Source organism: Clostridium fungisolvens (assembly GCF_014193895.1).
In the GTDB taxonomy this organism is placed as follows: Bacteria; Bacillota; Clostridia; order Clostridiales; family Clostridiaceae; genus Clostridium_AR; species Clostridium_AR fungisolvens.
In genome coordinates, this window is record NZ_BLZR01000001.1 from 858633 (window position 1) to 879480 (window position 20848).

At 30.5% G+C, this 20848-nt stretch carries 22 protein-coding genes; 19 read left to right on the forward strand and 3 right to left on the reverse strand.

Translation table 11 applies throughout. From position 1 onward, the window contains the following. Positions 1–421 precede the first annotated feature (421 nt). From bsdtw1_RS03310 to bsdtw1_RS03345, 8 genes are all read left to right on the forward strand, one after another. Positions 422–838 (forward strand): PTS sugar transporter subunit IIA, encoded by a 417-nt coding sequence (locus bsdtw1_RS03310; RefSeq protein ID WP_183276184.1) that lies wholly within the window; start codon positions 422–424, stop codon positions 836–838. A gap of 1 nt (position 839) precedes the next feature. After that, a complete protein-coding gene (locus bsdtw1_RS03315) occupies positions 840–1334 on the forward strand; it encodes a mannose/fructose/sorbose PTS transporter subunit IIB (protein ID WP_183276185.1) in 495 nt (164 codons plus the stop codon). 19 nt (positions 1335–1353) lie between these two features. Beyond that, on the forward strand, positions 1354–2124 hold the full coding sequence (locus bsdtw1_RS03320) for a PTS mannose/fructose/sorbose transporter subunit IIC (protein WP_183276186.1): 771 nt from the start codon (positions 1354–1356) through the stop codon (positions 2122–2124). A gap of 12 nt (positions 2125–2136) precedes the next feature. Beyond that, positions 2137–2958, forward strand: coding sequence for a PTS mannose transporter subunit IID (gene manZ, locus bsdtw1_RS03325; protein WP_183276187.1), 822 nt, complete (start codon positions 2137–2139; stop codon positions 2956–2958). A gap of 658 nt (positions 2959–3616) precedes the next feature. After that, on the forward strand, positions 3617–4321 hold the full coding sequence (locus bsdtw1_RS03330; protein ID WP_244638104.1) for a GDSL-type esterase/lipase family protein: 705 nt from the start codon (positions 3617–3619) through the stop codon (positions 4319–4321). A gap of 13 nt (positions 4322–4334) precedes the next feature. Continuing rightward, positions 4335–4868, forward strand: a complete 534-nt coding sequence (locus bsdtw1_RS03335; RefSeq protein ID WP_183276188.1) for a hypothetical protein — start codon at positions 4335–4337, stop codon at positions 4866–4868. 282 nt (positions 4869–5150) lie between these two features. Beyond that, complete coding sequence (locus bsdtw1_RS03340; RefSeq protein ID WP_183276189.1) at positions 5151–6596, forward strand: leucine-rich repeat domain-containing protein; 1446 nt, start codon at positions 5151–5153, stop codon at positions 6594–6596. A gap of 186 nt (positions 6597–6782) precedes the next feature. After that, positions 6783–6941, forward strand: coding sequence for a hypothetical protein (locus bsdtw1_RS03345; RefSeq protein ID WP_183276190.1), 159 nt, complete (start codon positions 6783–6785; stop codon positions 6939–6941). A gap of 378 nt (positions 6942–7319) precedes the next feature. Here the strand turns inward: bsdtw1_RS03345 and bsdtw1_RS03350 are convergent, their stop codons facing one another. Next, entirely contained in the window at positions 7320–7961 is a 642-nt protein-coding gene (locus tag bsdtw1_RS03350; protein ID WP_183276191.1) for an oxygen-binding di-iron domain-containing protein, read from the reverse strand. A 545-nt stretch (positions 7962–8506) separates the two neighbouring features. On the opposite strand from bsdtw1_RS03350, the gene bsdtw1_RS03355 reads away from it, so the two are divergent. Beyond that, the gene (locus bsdtw1_RS03355; RefSeq protein ID WP_183276192.1) at positions 8507–9079 is read left to right on the forward strand and encodes a methyltransferase family protein; all 573 of its coding nucleotides are present in this window, start codon (positions 8507–8509) and stop codon (positions 9077–9079) included. 116 nt (positions 9080–9195) lie between these two features. Beyond that, complete coding sequence (locus bsdtw1_RS03360; protein ID WP_183276193.1) at positions 9196–9531, forward strand: hypothetical protein; 336 nt, start codon at positions 9196–9198, stop codon at positions 9529–9531. Between the two features lie 77 nt (positions 9532–9608). Here bsdtw1_RS03360 and bsdtw1_RS03365 read toward each other — a convergent pair whose 3' ends face one another. Then, positions 9609–10274, reverse strand: coding sequence for a hypothetical protein (locus bsdtw1_RS03365; protein ID WP_183276194.1), 666 nt, complete (start codon positions 10272–10274; stop codon positions 9609–9611). Positions 10275–10834: 560 nt separating this feature from the next. Here bsdtw1_RS03365 and bsdtw1_RS03370 point away from each other — a divergent pair. The 8 genes from bsdtw1_RS03370 to bsdtw1_RS03405 all read left to right on the forward strand — a co-directional run bounded on the left by bsdtw1_RS03370 (position 10835) and on the right by bsdtw1_RS03405 (position 18388). Next, the gene (locus bsdtw1_RS03370) at positions 10835–13126 is read left to right on the forward strand and encodes a formate C-acetyltransferase (RefSeq protein WP_183276195.1); all 2292 of its coding nucleotides are present in this window, start codon (positions 10835–10837) and stop codon (positions 13124–13126) included. Between the two features lie 11 nt (positions 13127–13137). Beyond that, entirely contained in the window at positions 13138–13980 is an 843-nt protein-coding gene (locus tag bsdtw1_RS03375; protein ID WP_183276196.1) for a [formate-C-acetyltransferase]-activating enzyme, read from the forward strand. Positions 13981–14203: 223 nt separating this feature from the next. Next, the gene (locus bsdtw1_RS03380; RefSeq protein ID WP_183276197.1) at positions 14204–15070 is read left to right on the forward strand and encodes an SDR family oxidoreductase; all 867 of its coding nucleotides are present in this window, start codon (positions 14204–14206) and stop codon (positions 15068–15070) included. Positions 15071–15314: 244 nt separating this feature from the next. Then, positions 15315–15653 carry a hypothetical protein gene (locus bsdtw1_RS03385; protein ID WP_183276198.1) on the forward strand — a complete coding sequence of 113 codons (339 nt, stop codon included), beginning with the start codon at positions 15315–15317 and terminating at the stop codon, positions 15651–15653. A gap of 102 nt (positions 15654–15755) precedes the next feature. After that, positions 15756–16073, forward strand: a complete 318-nt coding sequence (locus tag bsdtw1_RS03390) for a hypothetical protein (protein WP_183276199.1) — start codon at positions 15756–15758, stop codon at positions 16071–16073. A 123-nt stretch (positions 16074–16196) separates the two neighbouring features. Then, positions 16197–16463, forward strand: coding sequence for a hypothetical protein (locus bsdtw1_RS03395; RefSeq protein ID WP_183276200.1), 267 nt, complete (start codon positions 16197–16199; stop codon positions 16461–16463). A 15-nt stretch (positions 16464–16478) separates the two neighbouring features. After that, a complete protein-coding gene (locus tag bsdtw1_RS03400) occupies positions 16479–17030 on the forward strand; it encodes a sigma-70 family RNA polymerase sigma factor (RefSeq protein WP_244638105.1) in 552 nt (183 codons plus the stop codon). Between the two features lie 2 nt (positions 17031–17032). Next, positions 17033–18388: a DUF4179 domain-containing protein gene (locus tag bsdtw1_RS03405; RefSeq protein ID WP_183276201.1), complete on the forward strand. Its 1356-nt coding sequence runs from the start codon at positions 17033–17035 to the stop codon at positions 18386–18388. A gap of 181 nt (positions 18389–18569) precedes the next feature. Here bsdtw1_RS03405 and bsdtw1_RS03410 read toward each other — a convergent pair whose 3' ends face one another. Beyond that, a complete protein-coding gene (locus bsdtw1_RS03410) occupies positions 18570–19817 on the reverse strand; it encodes a helix-turn-helix domain-containing protein (RefSeq protein WP_183276202.1) in 1248 nt (415 codons plus the stop codon). 167 nt (positions 19818–19984) lie between these two features. On the opposite strand from bsdtw1_RS03410, the gene bsdtw1_RS03415 reads away from it, so the two are divergent. Continuing rightward, positions 19985–20824 (forward strand): HAD family hydrolase, encoded by an 840-nt coding sequence (locus tag bsdtw1_RS03415; RefSeq protein WP_183276203.1) that lies wholly within the window; start codon positions 19985–19987, stop codon positions 20822–20824. Positions 20825–20848: the final 24 nt, after the last annotated feature.

Sequence of the window (20848 nt, forward strand, 5' to 3'; positions counted from 1 at the left end):
TAGCAATAGCTATTAATACATATAAAAACGTAAAGCTGAGTTATCTTTTTGTATAAAACATTCTGCAAAATCACAATTTTGTGTAAGAAATATGGAAATAGAAGATAAAACCAGTGTGAAAAAGTTAGATGTATCAAAAAATGAGCACAAATAAGCAAGTTGTATCAAATGATATTTGTTTTGTATCAAAAATGTAAAGTAAATATCAATTTAATGAGTGCAGTATCAAAAACAAAAATATCTTGTACATAAAAAATGTCTAGAATTAATTCTAATTAAAGATTTATAGCTTAAGAAGCTGAATAAATAGACATTTTTACTTAGGTTTAATTTTAATAAAGATAAAAAAGCCATTATACAAAACTTTGGCACGGCAATTGCTATTAATATAGATGTGAAGATAAAGCCGGGGGTGAATGTAATGGTAGCAGTAATAGTTGGTACACACGGAGAGTTTTCTAGAGAGATAGTTAATTCTTCTGAAATGATATTTGGTAAGCAGGATAATTTGAAATACATAACCTTTAATCCAGGGGAAGGTTCAGAAGATCTTGTGGCAAAGTATGAAAAAGCTATTGAAGAATTAGATTGCGAAGATGGACTTTTAGTAATGGTAGATCTTTTTGGGGGAAGTCCTTACAATGCAGCAAGTAGAGTTGTAGTAAATAAAGATAAAGCAGATATAGTCACGGGTGTGAATCTACCTATGCTTTTAGAGGTTTTTGCTCTTAGAGATTCTATGAGTATTGAAGAACTAGTGAAGATTGCTGAAGAAGCAGGAAATACAGGAATAAAATCATTCAAATCAAATTTTTGTGATGTAGTGGAGGAATTATAATATGAATATCAATTTTGTAAGAATAGACGACAGACTAATACATGGACAAGTAGCCACAGTATGGGTAAAGGAATCAAAATGCAATAAGATAATAGCCTGCAGCGATGAGGTGGCAAAGGATGTACTAAGAAAAACATTATTACTGCAAGTAGCACCAGCAGATGTAAAAGCATATGTTTTGCCTATTGATAAGGCGATTGAAGCATATAAAAATCCAAAATACAACGATTTTAAGACAATGTTCTTATTTACTAATCCAACGGACGTTTTAAGAATGGTTGAAGGAGGTGTTGATATCAAATCTGTAAACGTTGGAGGAATGTGTTATAAGGAGGGGAAAACTCAAGTTACAGGTGCAGTATCTGTGGATAAAAAAGATGTGGATGCTTTTAAGAAATTACATGACAAGGGAATCGAGCTTGAGGTAAGACAATTAGCAAGCAATCCTAAGGTAGACTTAATTAGTAAATTAAAAGCAAATGGATTATTTGAGTAAAATTTAGGGGGAAATAAAAATGAATAGTGTTCAAATTATATTAGTTGTACTTGTTGCGGCTATTTGTGGTATGGGAAGTGTTCTTGATGAAGGACAAACACATAGACCGTTAATTGCATGTACTTTAATTGGTTTAGTTTTAGGGGATTTAAAAACTGGAATTATATTAGGTGGTACTCTTGAAATGATGGCACTTGGATGGATGAACGTTGGAGCAGCCATGGCTCCAGATGCAGCTTTAGCTAGCGTTATTGCATCAATACTAGTAATCGTAGGAAAACAATCAATTGGAGCTGGTATCGCAGTAGCAATTCCAATAGCTGCTGCAGGTCAAGTTCTTACTATATTCGTTAGAACAATCACAGTATTCTTCCAACATGCTGCAGATAAATATGCAGATGATGCTAACTTTAGAGGAATTGAATTATGTCACTTCGTAGCTTTATTATTACAAGGTGTTCGTGTAGCTATTCCAGCAGCATTAGTTGCAGCAGTAGCAGGAACTAGCATTGTAAACAGCATGCTTGCAGCAATTCCAGAGGTTGTAACAAGAGGTCTACAAATTTCTGGTGGCTTCATAGTTGTAGTTGGTTACGCAATGGTTATAAATATGATGGAAGCAAAATACTTAATGCCTTTCTTCCTATTAGGATTTGTAATAGCAGCTTTCTTAGGCATCAACTTAGTAGGTTTCGGTATAATAGGAACAATTGCTGCTATAATTTATATCCAATTAGATCCAAAATTCAATCAAAAACCACAATTGGTTGATGAACTAGACGAGCTGTAGGAGGAAGAATAAATGGAAAAGAAATTAAGTAAAAAAGACATTACAAGCATGTTTGTACGATCATGGTTCTTGCTTGGATCCTTCAACTTTGAAAGAATGCAATCAGTAGGATTCTGCGTAACTATGATTCCAGCTATAAAGAAATTATATGACAAGAAAGAAGATCAAAGAGCAGCTTTAAAGAGACACTTAGAATTCTTTAATACTCAACCATTTATATCTGCACCTATAATGGGAGTAACTGCTGCAATGGAAGAGCAAAAATCTAATGGAGCACCAATTGATGATGCATCAATAAGTGGTGTTAAGGTTGGGCTTATGGGACCATTAGCTGGAGTTGGAGACCCAGTATTCTGGGGAACACTAAGACCAGTAACTGCAGCACTTGGAGCATCAATAGCTCTAAGCGGAAGTATACTAGGACCGTTATTATTCTTTGTAATCTTCAATGTATTAAGACTTGCAACTAAGTGGTACGGATTAAAATATGGATATCAAAAAGGAACAGAAATCGTTGCTGATATGGCTGGTAACAGATTGAAGAAGTTAACAGTTGGAGCATCAATCCTTGGATTATTTGTAATGGGAGCTCTTGTATCTAAATGGACTAGTATAAATGTTCCATTAGTACTTTCTCAGTATCAAGGCCAAGACGGAAAGACTGTAACAACAACAGTTCAAAGTATATTAGATCAATTATTACCTGGAATGCTTCCACTATTATTAACTTTTGGATGTATGAAGTTATTAAAGAAGAAAATAAATCCAATGCTAATAATATTCGGATTATTTGCAGTAGGTATCATAGGATATGCTGTAGGAGTATTGAAGTAAAGGTTTAATTAATCAGCTAAATTATAGTATAGTTTTATAATGGATTTATAGACTATGCAATAATTAAAGATGTACAACTTCAATTTGAAAATATAAACTCTAAAATGAAGCTGTACATCAATATAATATCCTCAGATAGAAACCCCACAGTTTCATGATCATTTATTAACTTTAGTCTAAGAAAGAATTTTTTTAGGGAAAAGATGAAAAAATTTTCTTAGAGACACAATTAAAAGCCAAGTTTTCTACCGCGATTTAGAAAACTTGGCTTTTTACTGCGTAGAAAATTAGCAAATTTCTGAGGTAGCTAAACCTAGGTATTTCAATGGATTTAGAAGTTTTTTGACCATGCAGTAAAAAACAAAACTTATTTGCCTGTAAGTTTCGTCATATACATCCGGAAAGGTAGATGAGCAAAAAAATTTCACTAAAGAAGAGTACTTCAGCAACTTTTTTATACAAACTACAATATTCATCGATTTGTATTTTGTAACTTCAAATACAGGTATATAATTACAGTATGTGGAAGCTTATACGGGAAAAAGCAATAAAATAATATAAACAGTAAAATCAAAGTGATTACAATTAGTAAAATAAGTTGTTAAGGTTTCCTTTTATAAGAATTTTAAATTATATGTGTATAAAGTGGGGGAGTAAAATGGAATTACAAGAAATTATGCAAATGCCAGAAGTAAAAATAGCACTAGATCATGTGTTTACAGGCTTCATGAATGATGAAAAGAAAACTAAACTAAAGAGATTCAAACATCTAAATAAATGTGCAAAAAAGAGACAAATTCTATTCGTAGGATCTTCATTAATGGAACAATTTCCAATCAATGAATTACAGCAAACCTTAGATAAAAACTACGTTATTTATAATAGAGGTATTGGCGGGTATGTGACAACTGAATTGCTTGATTCCATGGAAGAATGTATTTTTGAATTGGAACCCTCAAAAATATTTATTAATATAGGTACCAATGATATAAGTTTAGAAGATTATAAAAAAGAAAAGCTCATTGCTAACTACGATGAGATACTAACTTTGATTGGAGAGAGAGTACCTAGCTGCAAGGTTTATGTAATGGCTTATTATCCTATAAATGCTAAAGCTGATTTTCCAGGAGTAGATAAAGAACAAAAAGAAATGATGTTTAAATATAGAACAAATGTAGCTATCTTAGAAGCAAACGAAGCAGTTGAAGAATTAGCTAAAAGACACAACTATGAATTTATCAATGTAAATGAAGGTCTAACAGATGAAGAAGGAAATCTTAAGGAAGAGTTTTCTATAGAGGGGCTTCATATGTGGTCTAATGCTTATGAGGTCATTCTTCAAAATATGAAGCAGTATTTGTAAAAGGGGATTAGTAATGAAAAAAGTGCCTATGGATAAAAAGTTTTGGGACAAAGTACTTTTCATAGTTGTAAATGGTGCTTTAGTGATATATGGGTCAATAATGCTATTTGGTTTTGTCAGACATATTTTTGTAGGGGACAGAGAAAATGTAAATACTGCCGAAACTAGAAAGTTCATTAGCTCTACAATTAAGTCTAATAACAACATAGAAAAAGGAAAAATATTCACACAAAATGGTGCTTTGCAATTTGATTATACATTAAAAAATGAACCAACGAGGGATGAGCTAACCAATATATTTAACATTTCTTATAATGATATTATTGAAGATGATAAACTTAAAAACTTGGTTATAAATGGCTATAGAGGGGTTTACTTTAACATACATTACAAAGATGATAACTATGTATACAGAGGAAGTAACTTCGTCTATGACAAGATGGATAAAGAGGCAGGCTATACAAAGACTTATAATACTTGGACGTTAACTAAGAATAATGTTAACATAGATAGTTTTACGAAGGATTATCTTTTATGTGAAGAATAAAGATGTACCACTTCAATCTGAAATCTATTTTTAAAACTCTCACGGATTCTGGTGAGAGAATTTAAAAATAATAAATTTTATTACGAAGTTGTACATCCATAGAAGTGCAGTTTTATTATGAATTATAAAAAGGATGTTTGGATAATTACTATCTGAAACATCCTTTTTTAATATATTTATGATTATAAGATTCTAAAATCTGAAAATCCCTCATTTAAAGCATAATTGTATATATTAAGCAAAGTCTATAGTATACAAATATTTTTAGGTGGAGGGATAGCCTTGAAGAAATATTATATGCTATTAGTTATAATGTTTATTTTTGTTAATATGGCCTTTCAAGGTAAAGAGGTACAAGGGCAAGAGAGTAGGAGCATACTACAAAGTGAAACGGTTTATTTTGAAGATAAAAATTTAGAAGCAGGAATAAGAGAAAAATTAAATAAGCTTAAAGGAGAGATAGCTAAAGAGGATGTAAAGAAGATAGAAGAGTTAACTTTAAATAATAAAAATATTTCATCTTTAGAAGGAATTCAGCATTTAACTAATCTAAAGAAATTAGACTTAATGTTTAATAAGATTAGTGATATAAACCCATTGGGTTCCTTAACTAATTTAGTGAATTTGAACTTAGGCTACAATAATGTTAATGATATTAGTCTGCTAAGTAATTTAGTGGATTTAGAGGAATTGAGACTTCAGTATGATGGTATAAAAGATATTACTTCGTTAGAAAAGCTTAATAAGCTGAAGGTACTAGATTTATCTTTTAACAAATTGAAAAATTTAGAACCTCTTAGAAGTTTAATAAGCTTGAATGATTTGAATTTGTACGGTAATGAAATTGAAGATATAGAGCCGCTAAGCTCCTTAGTAAATTTGACTACTCTAACCTTAGGTGAAAATCAAATAACTGATATAAAGCATTTGAAAAATTTAAAAGCTTTAAAGTCACTACAATTAAGTGAAAATAAGATTACAGATATTAGTTCGCTAAGTAATTTGGTAGAACTCACTGACTTATACTTAAATGGAAATCAAATTAAAAATGTTAGTCCGTTAAAAGCTCTAAAAGGGTTAGTCCATTTATTTTTATCGGAAAATGAAATTACAGATATTAGTGCATTGGGCAACCTTGAGAATTTGAAAAACTTGAGTTTGGATAATAACAAAATTAAGGATATTAAAGGAATAGGCACCTCGAAAAGTTTGGAAAGTCTAAGATTGACATATAATGAAGTAACTTCATTAGAGGAGTTAAGATCACTTAAAAACTTGTCTATTTTAAATTTGAGCAATAACAAAATAAGTAGTGTAATTCCATTAAGCTCATTAGCTAATTTGAAATCCTTAGATATTTCCTATAATCAAATAAGTGACATAAGCCCACTTAGAAGTATGCCTCAATTAGCATTAACTAATATAGAATTTAGCGGAAATACTATACCAAGTTACGTATTTAGTGATAAATATATTCAAGAACTTACTTTGAATACTCTCTCTCCATACATACAGGAGGCAATAAAACAATATTATGGAGAATATAGACAGTATATGAATGCAGGAATTTTGAATGCTGAGAAGAAAGATGGGAAGTATACATTTAAAGTTAGAGTTGAAACCTTTGTAGGACCGCATAATCCACCATATGGGATAGAAACCATGACTATTATAGATGATTATTCTGGAATTAAAGTTCAAGATTTTAAACATGAAGATGAAAAATAAGTTTTTATGAAGGGGCTATTGCAACTTCTAAGAAATAATTATCTTTATTACAGATATATATACATTAACCAAACATATACTATCCACAAATTATATCCCCTAAAATAGAAGAATTTATTAATCTGTGAACTTTTTACCCTCAAAAAAATAAATGATTACGTATTTATATTTGAGGATGTGATGGAAATGAAGGTAAATATTATAACTAATACTAGCAAATATGAAGAACAAAGAGAATCTAACAATAGAAGTGATAGATATGTTCAAGCAAGTAAGCAAATTAAAGACAGTACAAACAATAAAAATATATCATTTTACGAGATTCTTAAGAAAAAAATAAGCTAAGGCATAAAAATATAATATATTTGTAATTTATAGAATGCAAATTCTTATAAGATTTTTCTCAAAGCAGTTAGAAATGAAATTGAATTAAAATTAAAAATAGAAGGCGTTTTAGGGGCATTTTTGAGTAAGTTATTCGAAATAAAACCAGGTATGTAGGTTGGAAGAATAAATAATGGACTATATTACTTATATAAATCTGAAGATATAGGAAAAGAATAAGATTCTAATTAATCTGGTTAGATAAAATAAATTATGTAGAAATAATAAGGCTGCTGAGGATTTTCAGCAGCTTTATTATTTGCAGAGTTTTAATTTTATAATTTTAAATTAAAGGAAAGTTAGCACACTATAGATTGTAATGCTATAACATTGGATAATTTATAGATTTATAAACGGACCATGACCACAAGCTATGTATTTAATATCCAAAGCTAAAAGTGTATCTTTAATAAATTCTAAAGCTTCTGGTGATGGGATTTGTTGCAAGGTTATGTTGTTTATTTCAGTTTTTATATCAGAAGTAATTTCTGTCTCTTTCATTGTATCCCAATGAATAAATAAGTCACTGCTAAATAGTAGGTTTCTCTTTGTATCTACCGCTAAGATACCTTCCCATAAATGCATCTCTGATGGATATTTAATAAATTTTAGTGATAAGTTTTCAGTTTCAAGAAATTCTTCAGGCTTTTTAACTAAAGTCTTAGCATTTAGATTAAATCCTTTGAATTGCATATCTGTAGTGCTTGAACAGATAACTTCTGCTTCAGGAAAAGCTTCTGTTATTACATTTATTCCTCCACATTCATCACTTTCAAAGTGAGAGACAAAAATGTAGTCTAGTGAACCACCATCTAGAAGTTCCTTTAGTTTTGGAACTAGTGATTTAGCCATTACATAATTACCTGTATGAACAAGTAAGGATTTTTGACCTACAACTAAGTATTGATTGAAATTTATCGGTACATTAGGTATACCATGATTAATTTTATATACATTTTCTAAAACTTGAGTAACTTCCATATTACACCCTCCTTGAAATTGCTTTATATAGAATTCCACTTTGCCTATAAGCCTATGCATTATAGTATTCAGACTTATCTAGTGTGCATAAGTATAAATTCTATAGATAATATATTTTAGTAATAATTATAGCATACTTTAGATAAACCAGTTCCAAATAAAATCAAAATTCACAGTTAAGTTAACATTAATAGTTAATATATCTATTAAACTTACTTCATTAAATAGAACTGGGATATCTTTTCAGCTGAACAGATAAACTACTTTGTTCCTTAAACTCAAAATAAAGATTTCGATGGTTCTACCAATCTTTATTTTGATAAATTCTAATATAAAGTAGTTTATCTATAAATATTGCTAGAAAACAAAATATAATTAGTACTATATAGCTCAATAATAGAGTGATATTAAAAAAGATATATTTTCATAGGTATATGAAGATATATTCTAGATAATTGTAGTTATCACAGTATGAAATTCTAAAAAATATGATAAAATTACTTTAATACTTTGATTTCACCAAGTTATATTGGGAGTTGGTTACAATGAATAAATTTATTATTAATTATATTTGGGGATTATTTTGGGGGTATTGGATACTCTCTGCTATATATACTCGATCAAAGGTTAAAAAGTTATCAAGTGGGCAAAAAAGTACTCAGAGGATGCTTCATTTAATCTTGGTTATAGTAGCCTTTTTCATTACATTATTTGAATTTAAAAATTTTATGTTTTGGAAAGAGATAATACCTAGTAATTTGATAGTTGAATATTTTGGGACAATAATTTTAGTAATATCTCTTTCATTTGCGATTTGGGCAAGGATAACCTTAGGCAGGAATTGGAGTGGGGCCATACAAAGGGTAGAAGGACAAAGACTGGTCAAAAATGGTCCGTATAGGTATGTTAGGAATCCAATTTATACAGGAATTGTTTGCGGCTTTTTTGGCACATTTATTACCTTAGGAACTATCGCTTCATTAGTAGGATTTATTATTATATTATCAACTTATATTGTGAAAATACGCAAGGAACAGAGATATTTAGTAGAAGAGTTTGGAGAAGAATATAATAAATATATTTCTGAAAGCTGGGCCTTGATTCCATTTATATTCTAAATTATAGTAACTCCAAGAACTCATATTAATTAAGACATGCTAGTTAAATTTAAATATCTAAGGGTATAATGGGATAATGACATTGATAAATACGTATTAGAAAAGGATTTGATTAAATGAATAATAGTATAAATGTAGTAGAATTAGCTAAAAAGTCAGGATTACATTTAAGGATAGTTACTTCGGTTAAGAGTTTTGATACATATAATAGCTTCTTTAATATATATGATTCCTTTGATGAGCCTTGCAGAAGAATAGTTGTATTAACTAAATATGAGGATTTAGAGGAAGTATATGATGAAAATCCTGATGAACCAATAGTTGTAGGCAAATGTATCAGTGGCAACTACTGGATTAAGGATTATCCTCTTACTACTAATCCTAATAAGATAGAATTAGAAGAGGTATTAGTTCCGAAAGAAGTGGTGGATAACATATTGAAGGAACTATAAAAAATCGTAGTTATAAAGAGATATTATACACAAAAAGGCTGTAGAGTTTGTTTTCTCTACAGCCTTTTTTACTGTCTTTAAGCGTTTGTATTTTCTAAGTTTTTTCTTCTATTATCTAAAGGATTTAAGTTGATATGATGAACTTTTTCACCTTCAGCAGGATTCATTATTAGTTTGTCTAAATGAACTCTTCCTTCTGGAGTGTTTGCAATAACTGAAATATCATTATGAACCTTGTATAGTACCCAGCTATAAGCATCAGTTATAACTGCGCCTAAGTCATCTCTAGATATAAGAGCCTTTGATATAACTTTTCCATACTTATCTTTTAATAGTATAGCAGCAGTATCTTCATCTACTATTTCGTATTCATTCTTAGTATTTCTTTCAACTATTTCAAGATTAGCTTTTGTGTTATCTAAAGTATCACCGTTTTTATGTTTTATTGGAGCCTTAGGATTAACATCTAGAACAACGCTTTGTAAGCTTTGCTTTAATGGCTTAGCTTGTTTGTTCTTTTTTGTTGAACTTATGTTTTCAACTATGTAATCATTAAAGTCTTTATTCCATTCAGCAAACCATACACCGCATTCTTTAACCTTATCTACATCAGAAGCATCTATTTTAGCTGAAAGCTTTTCACCGTTCTTCTTCAATATTGAGATGGTAGCAATATCACCATTAATTTCATATTCATTGTTAAAAGTTTTATAATTTGTATTTATAAGAAACACCTCTTTCATTTTCTTGGTACGACAACAAGTATAGCACTCCTTATTGCAAAATGATACTATTGCAATTCAAAAATACTCTATTATTTTTTATTATTCCCAACTATTATACAAATCTATCATTTTAGATATGTTTTATATGTATTATTTTGTAGAATTAAGATTTTTACAATAAAGAATTTCTATAATTTAAGTACAAGAATTTATGTAATAAAAACTCCTGATCCCTCTAGAGTCTGATATGAGAATTTGAAAATATAAATTATAAGTATGAAGTGGTTCGTTTATATATAAATATGTGAAATGGGAGAAACAATAACATTAGGTATGGAACATAACTAAAGCACTATAGTTTAGATGCTGTAGTTAAAAATCTATTTTAATCTTCTTGGAATGGTTAGAATTAGGTCTAAAAACTATAAAACAATAAAATAATAATAAATAACGAAGAAAATGATACTAGTTGTTATTGAAAATTGAGAATAAATGATATATAATGATATAAAACAATAATGAATGATAAAGATGAAGACGAAGTAATAAAATATAGAAATATTTTAGGGGAGGGTAAAATGCTTAGTGATAGAATTCAGTTTTTAAAAGACGAGCTTTTCAGAGAAAAGAGACAAGTTTCCTTGGAAAGGGCTAAGCTTTATACAGAAAGCTTTAAGGCTACTGAAGGACTACCGGTAGTTGTTAGAAGAGCTAAAGCTTTAGCAAATATATTAAACAAGGTAGAGATCGAGATAAAAAAAGGTGAGCTTATTGTTGGAGATAGAACTGTTAAACCAAGAGCAGGAGTCGTATCCCCTGAAATGTCACCATATTGGATTTTAGAAGAACTTGATGAATTTCCTACAAGAGCTCAGGATAAATTTGAAATCAGTGAAGAAGATAAGGAATATTTCAAAAACGAACTCTACCCATATTGGAAAGGCAAATCCTTAAAGGATTACTGCGAAGAAACTATTCCAGAGAATATAAAAGAAACTACAAAAACAAAGATAGTTGCATTAAATCAGACAGATAAAGGTCAAGGTCATATCATACCTGATTATGAAGTAGTTTTAGGAAATGGTTTAGGATATATGCTTAGACAGATAGAAGAAAAGGTGCAGAGTTATCCTGAAAATAACTTCTACAAAGCGTCCTTTATAGCTTTAAGTTCAACAAGTGATTATATATTACGTCATGCTGAACTTGCTGAAAATATGGCTAAGAGAGAACAAGATCTACAAAGAAAAAGAGAACTTAATGAAATAGCAAGAATATCAAGGAAAGTAGCCTTTGAAAAGCCAGATAACTTCTATGAAGCAGTTCAATTATTTTGGTTTATAAGTGTAGTGTTCCAACATGAATCAAATGCAAGCTCAATCTCTCCAGGTAGATTTGATCAATATATGTATCCGTTCTACAAAAAATCCTTAGAGAATGGAGAAGATAAGGAGTTTTTAAAAGAAATTCTAAGGGCACTTTATATAAAATTTAATACTATAGTTGCCTTGAGAAGTACAGAAAGTGCAAAGTACTTTGCAGGTTTCCCTATAGGATACACCATAGTTCTAGGAGGACTAGATGAAAAGGGTGTTGATGTAACTAACGAATTGTCGCATCTTATGCTTGAGATAATGGGAGATATAAGATTGCCTCAGCCAAACCTAAGCATCCGTGTAGGAGAAAAGTCTCCAAGAGATTTTCTGATGAAAGCTGCAGAAGCTATAAGAATCGGTACAGGAATGCCTCAGGTGTTTAATGATGAAGTAAATATATTAGCTTATGTAAATAGAGGAGTAAGTTTAAAGGATGCAAGAGACTATGCAGTAGTAGGCTGTGTTGAACTTTCTATTCCTAAGAAGACTTATGGACTTCATGATATAGCGCTATTCAATCTATTAAAAACAATGGAAGTTACTTTAAAGGAAAACAGAAAAGGCTTTGATACTTTTGAAGATTTGATGACTGCAGTTAAGAATAATATATCAAAATATGTTAAGGACATGGTGGAAGGTTCAAACATAGTTGATAAAGCTCATAGAGAATGTGCGCCAACTCCATTCTTATCAAACTTCATCTGTGGATGTTTAGAAAGCGGAAAAGACATAACTGAAGGTGGAGCTAAATATAACTTCTCAGGAGTTCAAGGAATTGGTGGACCAAATTTAAGTGATTCCTTATTTACAATAAAGAAACTTGTTTTTGAAGACAAGGAAATGACTTTAGATGAACTTGTGACAATCCTTGAAAATAATTGGGAGAATAACGAGATCTTAAGACAAAGAATTATAAACAGATATTCTAAGTATGGCAATGATGTTGATGAAGTTGATTTATTAGGTTCAGAAATACTTTCTTACTACTGTGAGGAGGTAGAAAAGTATGAGAACATCAGAGGTGGTATGTTCCAGCCTGGTTCCTACACAGTTTCTGCTCATATTCCGCTAGGTGAAGCAGTTGGAGCAACACCAGATGGAAGAATGGCGAGAGAACAGCTTGCAGATGGAGGCTTATCTCCAATGGTAGGAAGAGATAAAAATGGACCTACAGCAAGTCTTAAGAGTGTAAGTAAGCTCGACAATTACCTTACTTCAAATGGAAGTTTATTAAATGTTAAGTTCTCACCAGCAGTTTTAGAAGGAACTGAAGGTTTAAGAAAATTAGTAGCATATATTCAGGCTTTTAGCAGATTAAAAATACAACATGTTCAGTTTAATGTGGTTTCAGCTGATACTTTAAAAGATGCGCAAAAACATCCAGAGAAATATCAAAACTTAGTAGTTAGAGTAGCTGGATATAGTGCAATCTTCGTAGAGCTTGATACTGGAATACAAAATGACATCATCAATAGAACAGAGCATGTATTATAGGAGTGGTTACTTTGGAAAAAGCCATAATTTTTAATATACAAAGGTATAGCTTGCATGATGGTGGAGGAATAAGAACTGTTGTATTCTTTAAAGGTTGCCCTCTTAAATGTCCTTGGTGCTCAAATCCAGAATCTCAAAAGTTTAAATTAGAGATAATGAGGAAACCTAATCTATGTATAAAGTGCAGTAGTGAAAGCTGTGCTAAGTGTACCATGAATCCAGACAAATGCCCGACTGGAGCCTTAGATTATATAGGTAAAGAATACACCGTAGAAGAAGTAGTTAATGAAGTAAAAAAAGACATAGTATTTTATGATACTTCTGAAGGTGGAGTTACTTTATCTGGAGGTGAAGTTTTAGCACAACCAAGCTTTGCTTTAGCCTTGCTTAAAAGATTAAAGGAATTCTCTATAAACACAGCAATAGAAACCTCAGGTCAAGGAGATACTGAAAAACTTTTAGAGCTAGCAAAGTATTTAGATTTAATTCTTTTTGATCTTAAAATAATGGATAAAGAAAAAGCAAAGGATATCTTAGGAGCAGACATTGAGCTTATAAGAAACAATATGAAAGAACTTGTTTTAAATAATCATAAGGTTATACCAAGAATACCTTTGATTCCTGGTTATACTATGGAGGATGAAAATATATCTGAAATAATTGCTTTTGTAAAAGATCTAGGTTTAAAAGAAATTCATATACTTCCTTTCCATCAATACGGAAGCAAGAAGTATGAGTATTTAGGTAAAGACTACAGCTTATTAGATATAAAACCTCCATCAGATGAAGAAGTAAATGCTATAAAACTTAAAATGGAACAAGAAGGACTTATGGTATTTGTTGGTGGAAGATAGAGATGTAAGAGTATGCTTTAAAACAATTAAAGAAGTAAAAAAGTTATAAAGTTGTATTTATACCAAGTTAAAAATATAACTTCATAAAATTATAAAATTAAGAAAAGTTAACCATTTTTAAATTTAACAATATAAGAAGTGAAAAATTTAAGAACATAAGAAGTTAAGAATTTATGCTTAGAATGCGGGTTTCAATATTAAAAGAGTAAACGGAGGAATTAAAATGAAGAAGATTTTATTAACTGGTGGAAACGGATTTTTTGGAACAAGACTAGCAGACTTTTATAAAGGAAAGTATGAAATAATTGTAACTGATAAAGATGATTTAGATATAGTTAATGAAGAAGCGGTAGTAAATGCCTTTAAAGAAATTAAACCTGACTTTGTAATTCATGCTGCTGCTATTGCTGTTACTGATTTCTGCAACAAGCACCCAGAACTTGCTTATAAGATCAATGTTCAAGGAGCTATAAATGTGGCTAAAGCCTGCAAAGAAGTTGGAGCAAAGATGGTATTCATAAGTTCAGAGCAAGTGTTCAATGGAAATGAAAACAGAGGTCCTTTCAACGAAGAAAGCACTTCAGTACCTAATACAGTTTATGGTGAAAATAAACTAGAAGCTGAAAAGCTTATTAAAGAAATACTTGATGAAGTTTGGGTATTAAGATTTACATGGCAGTTTGGTCTTCCTCAAAGAGGCTTCAATATGGCATCAAATATCCTATGGGATACAATGACAGCTATAATGAAGGGGGAAAAGATAAAAGCTCCAACAAATGAATTCAGAGGAATGACTTATGTTTATGAACTTATAGAGCAATTTGATAAAATCTTTGAAATTCCTTACGATACTTACCATGTAGGTAGTGTAAATAATCTAAGTAGATATGACGTTGTTAAGTTTATAATAAAGCAATTAGGACTTGAATATAGAACAGAAGAAATTCTTGAAGCTGATACAGAAAAGTACAGTGACAATCCAAGAGATGTAAGACTAGATACAAGCAAGCTTGCTAAGTTTGGAATAAAGTTTGGTACTACTGAAGAAGGTATTGTTAGATGCTTGAATGAGTTTAAAATTAAGTTGTAGGATGAGTTTATAAGTTTGAAATTTATGTATTCTCACTCATATACCTGATGGACTTCGCAAAGAATCAAATTAGCTAAAATCGCATATATAAATACGTTTGAACAAAAACTCGTTGAAGAATATATCTTCAGCGAGTTTTTATATAATGTTATTGTAGTATAATGGAATTAATGTTAATATTTAAATGGAAATTTATAAATATGATTACTCTAAATAATAATTATAAATATGGGGGGAAGAATTTATGTTAATATGGAAAGGATATGGTTTTTTAGCTTTTTTAGTTTTTTTGATGAGTTTTTTAGTAGTTGAGCTTGCTGTTGGAGAAGCATTTTATAGAACACATAGATGGGTAGATTTTTTTGGATTTGTTATTTCTGCACTATTTTGTTATTTTGTCGGAAAAAAGTTGAACAATAATAAAGGGAAAGTATACATAGATAAGAAAACAGGAGAAGAGGTGTTGATAAAGAAAACTCATTCACTTTTCTTTATCAAAATGGAGTATTGGGGAATTATATTTTTAGTAATAGGATGTATATATTTGTTTCTCTATATTCAAGTTGTGAAGGCGTTTTACTAGAGAAATGTAAAGAAAGATTATTTTAGTAGAATAATCATAAAAATTTAAAAGAATTTGACAAGTTATGGATATCTTGAATGAGAAGTATGGGGGGAAGAATTCATGTTAATTTGGAGAGGATATGGTTTTTTAACAATTATATTAGCGGGAATAAGCTTTGTATTAGTTGAGCTTGTTGTAGGTAAAGAATTTTATAATACTCATAATTGGGTTCATATGGTTGGGTATATTATTGCTGGAGTACTATGCTATTTTGTAGGAAAAGATTTAAACAAGAATAAAGATAAAATATACGTTGACAAGGAAAGTGGCAAAGAAGTCATAGTTAGAAACTCACATTCCTTTATATTTATAAAAATGGAATATTGGGGATTTATTTTTCCGATAGTGGGGATAATTAATTTATTCATGGGTAAGTAGATGTCATAGATCTATGGCTTGAATTTGACAATTATTTTATATATAGAAGATATGAGGTTAGCGCTTAAAAGCATTAACCTTTTTTGATATATAGAAAAATATAATAGGAGGCAGATTCAACAAGTGTTTAAATTAGGAGTAATTAACAAAATAATTATTTCTTCAAGTGCACTTGAGGGTGTTGCTAAAATCAAATTTGAAGATCGGATAGGGTTAATATTTTGTTATATCCTTCTTATAAAATATTACGAACCTGGGGAGCGACCTCAAATGATTGAGGTTAAGGATGTAATAAGGTGGATTGGTTTTGGTAAGAGCAATAAAAATTATTATATTCCCCATGGAACAAATCAAAAGTTCAGTGAATCTAATAAGTGTTCTACTAATTAAAGGAAGGAATGATTAGTGTTGCTGAATTCATCGAGGCTTAATAAAGCCTTAGAAGTAACTGATGATGTAAGGCTTGCGAAAAAAGGTAATAAAGAAGCTTTTTGCAGAATAATTGAAAGTAATAAAAATCAGCTTTATAGAATTGCAAAAGGCATAGTACATTTTGAAGCTGATATTGAGGATGTATTTCAGGAGGCTACCTTAAAAGCATGGCTTCAGATAAAAACTTTAAAAAAGGACGAGTATTTTAAGACTTGGTTAATTAGAATACTTATTAATGAATGCAATACGATTTTACGTAAGAGAAAGAGTGTTATTACATTGGAGGAAGTAAGCTTTACTGAGAGTGAGGATCTTAATATAAATGAAAAGCTGGATTTGTGGAATGCTTTAAATTCTTTAAGTGATGAATATAGAACTGTGGTTGTATTATTTTACTATGAAGATCTACCTTACAAGGATATAGCAGCAATCTTAAAAATTTCTGAAGGTACTGTAAAATCAAGATTATCTAGGGCTAAGGCCAAACTAGAAGAAATTTTGAATTTTGCTGTGAAGGGGGAGTAATCATGGAAGAATATTTAAAGAATCAAAAAGATGAATATAACAATACAAAAATATCAACTGAAGCAGATAAAAAGATAAAAATGACTTTGCAAAACTTACCAGAGCCTAAGAAAACTAAAAGGTTTAATATTGCTGCGGCAACTATTGTTTTTGTTTGTATTAGCGCATTACTTTCTACAACTGTGTTCCAAGTGAAGGCCGATTCTATAATTAAATCCATATTCGGATATTTTATAAAAGACAATAATCTAAATGATAACTATGATAAGTATGCAAATGCAGTGAATAAAACTGCTACTAATAATGGAGTAGAGATAACCATCGATAGCATAGCTTCAGATTCACTGGGAGTTACTTTAGGATATTCCTTAAAAACTGAGAAGGTTATAAAAGGCGCTGATTTGGCTGTAACTAAGCTTTTCATTGATGGCAAAGAGGTTAGTTTTGAAGATAGCACAAATTACTATAAGGAAATAAGTAATGGACAATACGTAGGATATAAGTCCTTTAAAGTAAAAGATTTACCTAAGAACTTTAAATTTAAGATAGTTGTAAACAGTGTAGGAGATATTTCTGGACAATGGGCTTTTAAACTAAGTACTTCAAATGAAGATATTAATAAAAATACGTTTGTATCAAGCTCAAGCTTTCAAAAGGTATCGGAAAATGGAACTCTCAATATATCTAAAATAATATCGACTCCATTGAATACTTATATTGAGTTGACATATAAGAGTAATAATCTAATAAAAAGTGATGATAAAATACCTTATTCCACTGTGTTTTTAATGGATGAAGACAATAGAATGGTAAATATCGAAAATGTGAAGAGCGAAATTGTTGATGAGTATACCTATAAAACTGAATTTTATATTAAAGAATACAAAGGAAAGCTTAATAAATTGACCATTATTCCATACAAAGCACCTGAGATCAAGACAGAACCTAGAAGGCTAGAAGACGATAATGAAATCTACACCCTAAAAACAAAAACACCATTTACTATAAATGCAGGAGATATGGGATTCATTAAGGTAAATTCTATAGTTGATACAAAAGATAAGGTTATATTGAACTGCTCCACAGATAGTAGTTTTGCAGATTTGCTGATTAATGCCCTGGGATTAGGTTACGACATTAAACTAAATGCAGAACCAGCAATTAATAATTTTAATCCTATTGGTTATAACAAAAACACTATGGATAAAATAAAGACTTTCACTGACTTTAATAATGTTGTACTGGAGTTTGATAAGGATTCCACCTTGAAAGATGATAAGTACGTGTTAGTATTTCGGAAGTATATTAAGGAAATTAAAGTCTACCCTGAGCTAAAAATTACTGTTCCTATAGATTAGAGTGAAGCTGAAAATGTAAATAATTTAAGCAGATGCGAAGCTTCTCATATAGTATTTTCAGCAGTAACAACTAAGTTCCATGAAGAGAAAAGCACATAAATTAATAGTACTATATTTATGTAAGAAGGCTGTTCCTAAGTAATTAACTGGGAGCAGCCTTTTTAGTTTTTATAATATATACCTATTTACTATTTAATGAACTTTTCTTTAAATACTCTTTTGGGGTTAGTGAGGTAAGCTTTTTAAAGACCTTGCAAAAATAAGTATGATTATCAAAGCCCACCATAAGTGCAATATCGGTTATGGAATTATTATTTTGCTCAATAAGGTATTTAGCTTCGTTAACTCTTTTTGTGTTTATAAAGTCTGTAATAGTCATTTCTGTTTCTTTCTTAAACTGTCTAGAAAGATGAGAGGGATTTATATCAATACTGCTTGCAATAGAATTTAAGGAAATTGGGTTTTGATAGTTTAAGTTAATATGATTTATTGCTTTCTTGATTATACTGCTATATCCAGCAGTAGAGTAGTTAGTTACAAGATCACAATATTCAGCTACCATGGTTTCACCCAGTGTATCAAGTTGTCTTATGGTAGATATATTTTCTATTAAGGTGGCAAACTTGTCAGAAAGAGGACTGATATAGATTGGAGATACTCCACCACGTTCACAGGCAATTCTAAGTAAAGTATTAAAGCTAAAAGTAAGATTTTTATATGCTCTTAAAGGATCGTTTGGAGCTCTATGTGTTGCTTTAAAACGAAATAGTTTCTTAAACTCTAAAGCTTCGGCTTTTGAACCTTTCTCAACTGCATTCAATATTTCCTTTTCTACTTTATATCTTAACTCAATATCAGATATTAGATTTCCTTCATTAATAGATTCACTTTCTTTTTCATTAATTACAGTGGATTCATTGGAGACATATATTATGTCCTTTGAAATAAATGTATTTGAAGCTAGATTAATCATTAATAAACCAACATTCTTAATATCGTTAAAATCATATATAGGAATGCTCTTGTAGTATTCTCTCAGTTGTAATCTATGTACTAGGGGTAAATTATTTTTTTCTAGTACTTTAGACACAAATGAGTCATCAGGAACAGCTGAAAGAAATGGACCGAGGATAACAGATCCTTTAAATTTTGACTTCTCAAAGAAACCTACAGCTAAATAACTAAGTTGGAGGTTGTCTGTAAAATGCATGATGTTATTGCCTATATCGTTTTGTAAAGTACAGTCAATATACTTAAGAGTTTTGGATATAGAATCTGATAATACATCAGGTATTTTAGAATTAACTAACTGAAAGGAAGCACTTGCATCATTAATATCTATGAATTCTAAATTTAGTTTACATATACCATGAATAACGGAACAGATGTTATAAATTAGCTCATCTACAGTACCTTCTTTTACTTTCATAAATCCTCCTAAAGAACAAAATCCATAAGTTTTAAACATAATAACAGAAATTTATTCTGAAAGCAATAATTTTACACAAAGAGTCAAAATAGTTGAAGTTGTTTTTTTTATAACAATATAAAATGTACTCATAGCTTGAAAATGATTTCACGAGAGGAGCAAAGTTAATGAAAATTACTATAGCTGATTTTAATAAAGATAAAGAATTCTTAGTGTGTGTTGATTCAGATGGTTGCGCCATGGATACCATGGAAGTAAAACATAGGAAGTGCTTTGCACCTAAGGCGATAGAAGTATGGGGATTAGAGCATATTGAAAATAAATTTCTTGAAGTTTGGAATAATGTAAATCTGTATTCTAAAACTAGAGGCTTAAATAGATTTAAGGGGCTCGTAAGAACTTTCGAATTGCTAAAAGAAGAAGGAATGTCTATGCCAGAATTCTCTTCAATTAAGCAGTGGACAGAAACTACACTAGAACTCTCAAATCCTGCCTTGCAAAAAGCAATTGAAGAGACTAATGATGAGCAGCTTATTAAAACTATGGAATGGAGCAAGGAAGTCAATAAAGCTATAAGTGAACTACATAATGAGGACAAACCATTTCCAAGTGTTAAAGAAGGCTTAGAGATTATAAGTAGGAGCGCAGATATTGCAATTGTTTCCTCAGCAAATGGAGGAGCAGTAATTGATGAGTGGACAAGACATGGACTTTCATATAGTGTAAAAGTTATGCTAGGACAAGAAGCAGGAACAAAGGCAGCTTGTATTGAGGGGCTAAAAGAAAGTAATTTTTCTAATGACAAGGTATTAATGGTCGGAGATGCACCAGGAGATTTAGACGCTGCACTAAAAAATGGTGTTTTATATTACCCAATACTTGTAGGGAAAGAGGAATTCTCATGGAAGAGGCTGGCTACTGAGGCTATGTCAAAATTTTTAGATGGAAGTTATAGTGGTGAATATCAACAAACACTTATTGAAGAGTTTAATCAGTCATTGAAGTAAACGAAGTTTAATTACTAGGAGGAG

Coding starts and splice junctions, on each gene's coding strand:
- bsdtw1_RS03310 (WP_183276184.1), top strand. CDS start 422: ATGGTAGCAGTAATAGTTGGTACACACGGAGAGTTTTCTAGAGAGATA.
- bsdtw1_RS03315 (WP_183276185.1), top strand. CDS start 840: ATGAATATCAATTTTGTAAGAATAGACGACAGACTAATACATGGACAA.
- bsdtw1_RS03320 (WP_183276186.1), top strand. CDS start 1,354: ATGAATAGTGTTCAAATTATATTAGTTGTACTTGTTGCGGCTATTTGT.
- manZ (WP_183276187.1), top strand. CDS start 2,137: ATGGAAAAGAAATTAAGTAAAAAAGACATTACAAGCATGTTTGTACGA.
- bsdtw1_RS03330 (WP_244638104.1), top strand. CDS start 3,617: ATGGAATTACAAGAAATTATGCAAATGCCAGAAGTAAAAATAGCACTA.
- bsdtw1_RS03335 (WP_183276188.1), top strand. CDS start 4,335: ATGAAAAAAGTGCCTATGGATAAAAAGTTTTGGGACAAAGTACTTTTC.
- bsdtw1_RS03345 (WP_183276190.1), top strand. CDS start 6,783: ATGAAGGTAAATATTATAACTAATACTAGCAAATATGAAGAACAAAGA.
- bsdtw1_RS03350 (WP_183276191.1), bottom strand. CDS start 7,961: ATGGAAGTTACTCAAGTTTTAGAAAATGTATATAAAATTAATCATGGT.
- bsdtw1_RS03355 (WP_183276192.1), top strand. CDS start 8,507: ATGAATAAATTTATTATTAATTATATTTGGGGATTATTTTGGGGGTAT.
- bsdtw1_RS03360 (WP_183276193.1), top strand. CDS start 9,196: ATGAATAATAGTATAAATGTAGTAGAATTAGCTAAAAAGTCAGGATTA.
- bsdtw1_RS03365 (WP_183276194.1), bottom strand. CDS start 10,274: ATGAAAGAGGTGTTTCTTATAAATACAAATTATAAAACTTTTAACAAT.
- bsdtw1_RS03370 (WP_183276195.1), top strand. CDS start 10,835: ATGCTTAGTGATAGAATTCAGTTTTTAAAAGACGAGCTTTTCAGAGAA.
- bsdtw1_RS03380 (WP_183276197.1), top strand. CDS start 14,204: ATGAAGAAGATTTTATTAACTGGTGGAAACGGATTTTTTGGAACAAGA.
- bsdtw1_RS03385 (WP_183276198.1), top strand. CDS start 15,315: ATGTTAATATGGAAAGGATATGGTTTTTTAGCTTTTTTAGTTTTTTTG.
- bsdtw1_RS03390 (WP_183276199.1), top strand. CDS start 15,756: ATGTTAATTTGGAGAGGATATGGTTTTTTAACAATTATATTAGCGGGA.
- bsdtw1_RS03405 (WP_183276201.1), top strand. CDS start 17,033: ATGGAAGAATATTTAAAGAATCAAAAAGATGAATATAACAATACAAAA.
- bsdtw1_RS03410 (WP_183276202.1), bottom strand. CDS start 19,817: ATGAAAGTAAAAGAAGGTACTGTAGATGAGCTAATTTATAACATCTGT.
- bsdtw1_RS03415 (WP_183276203.1), top strand. CDS start 19,985: ATGAAAATTACTATAGCTGATTTTAATAAAGATAAAGAATTCTTAGTG.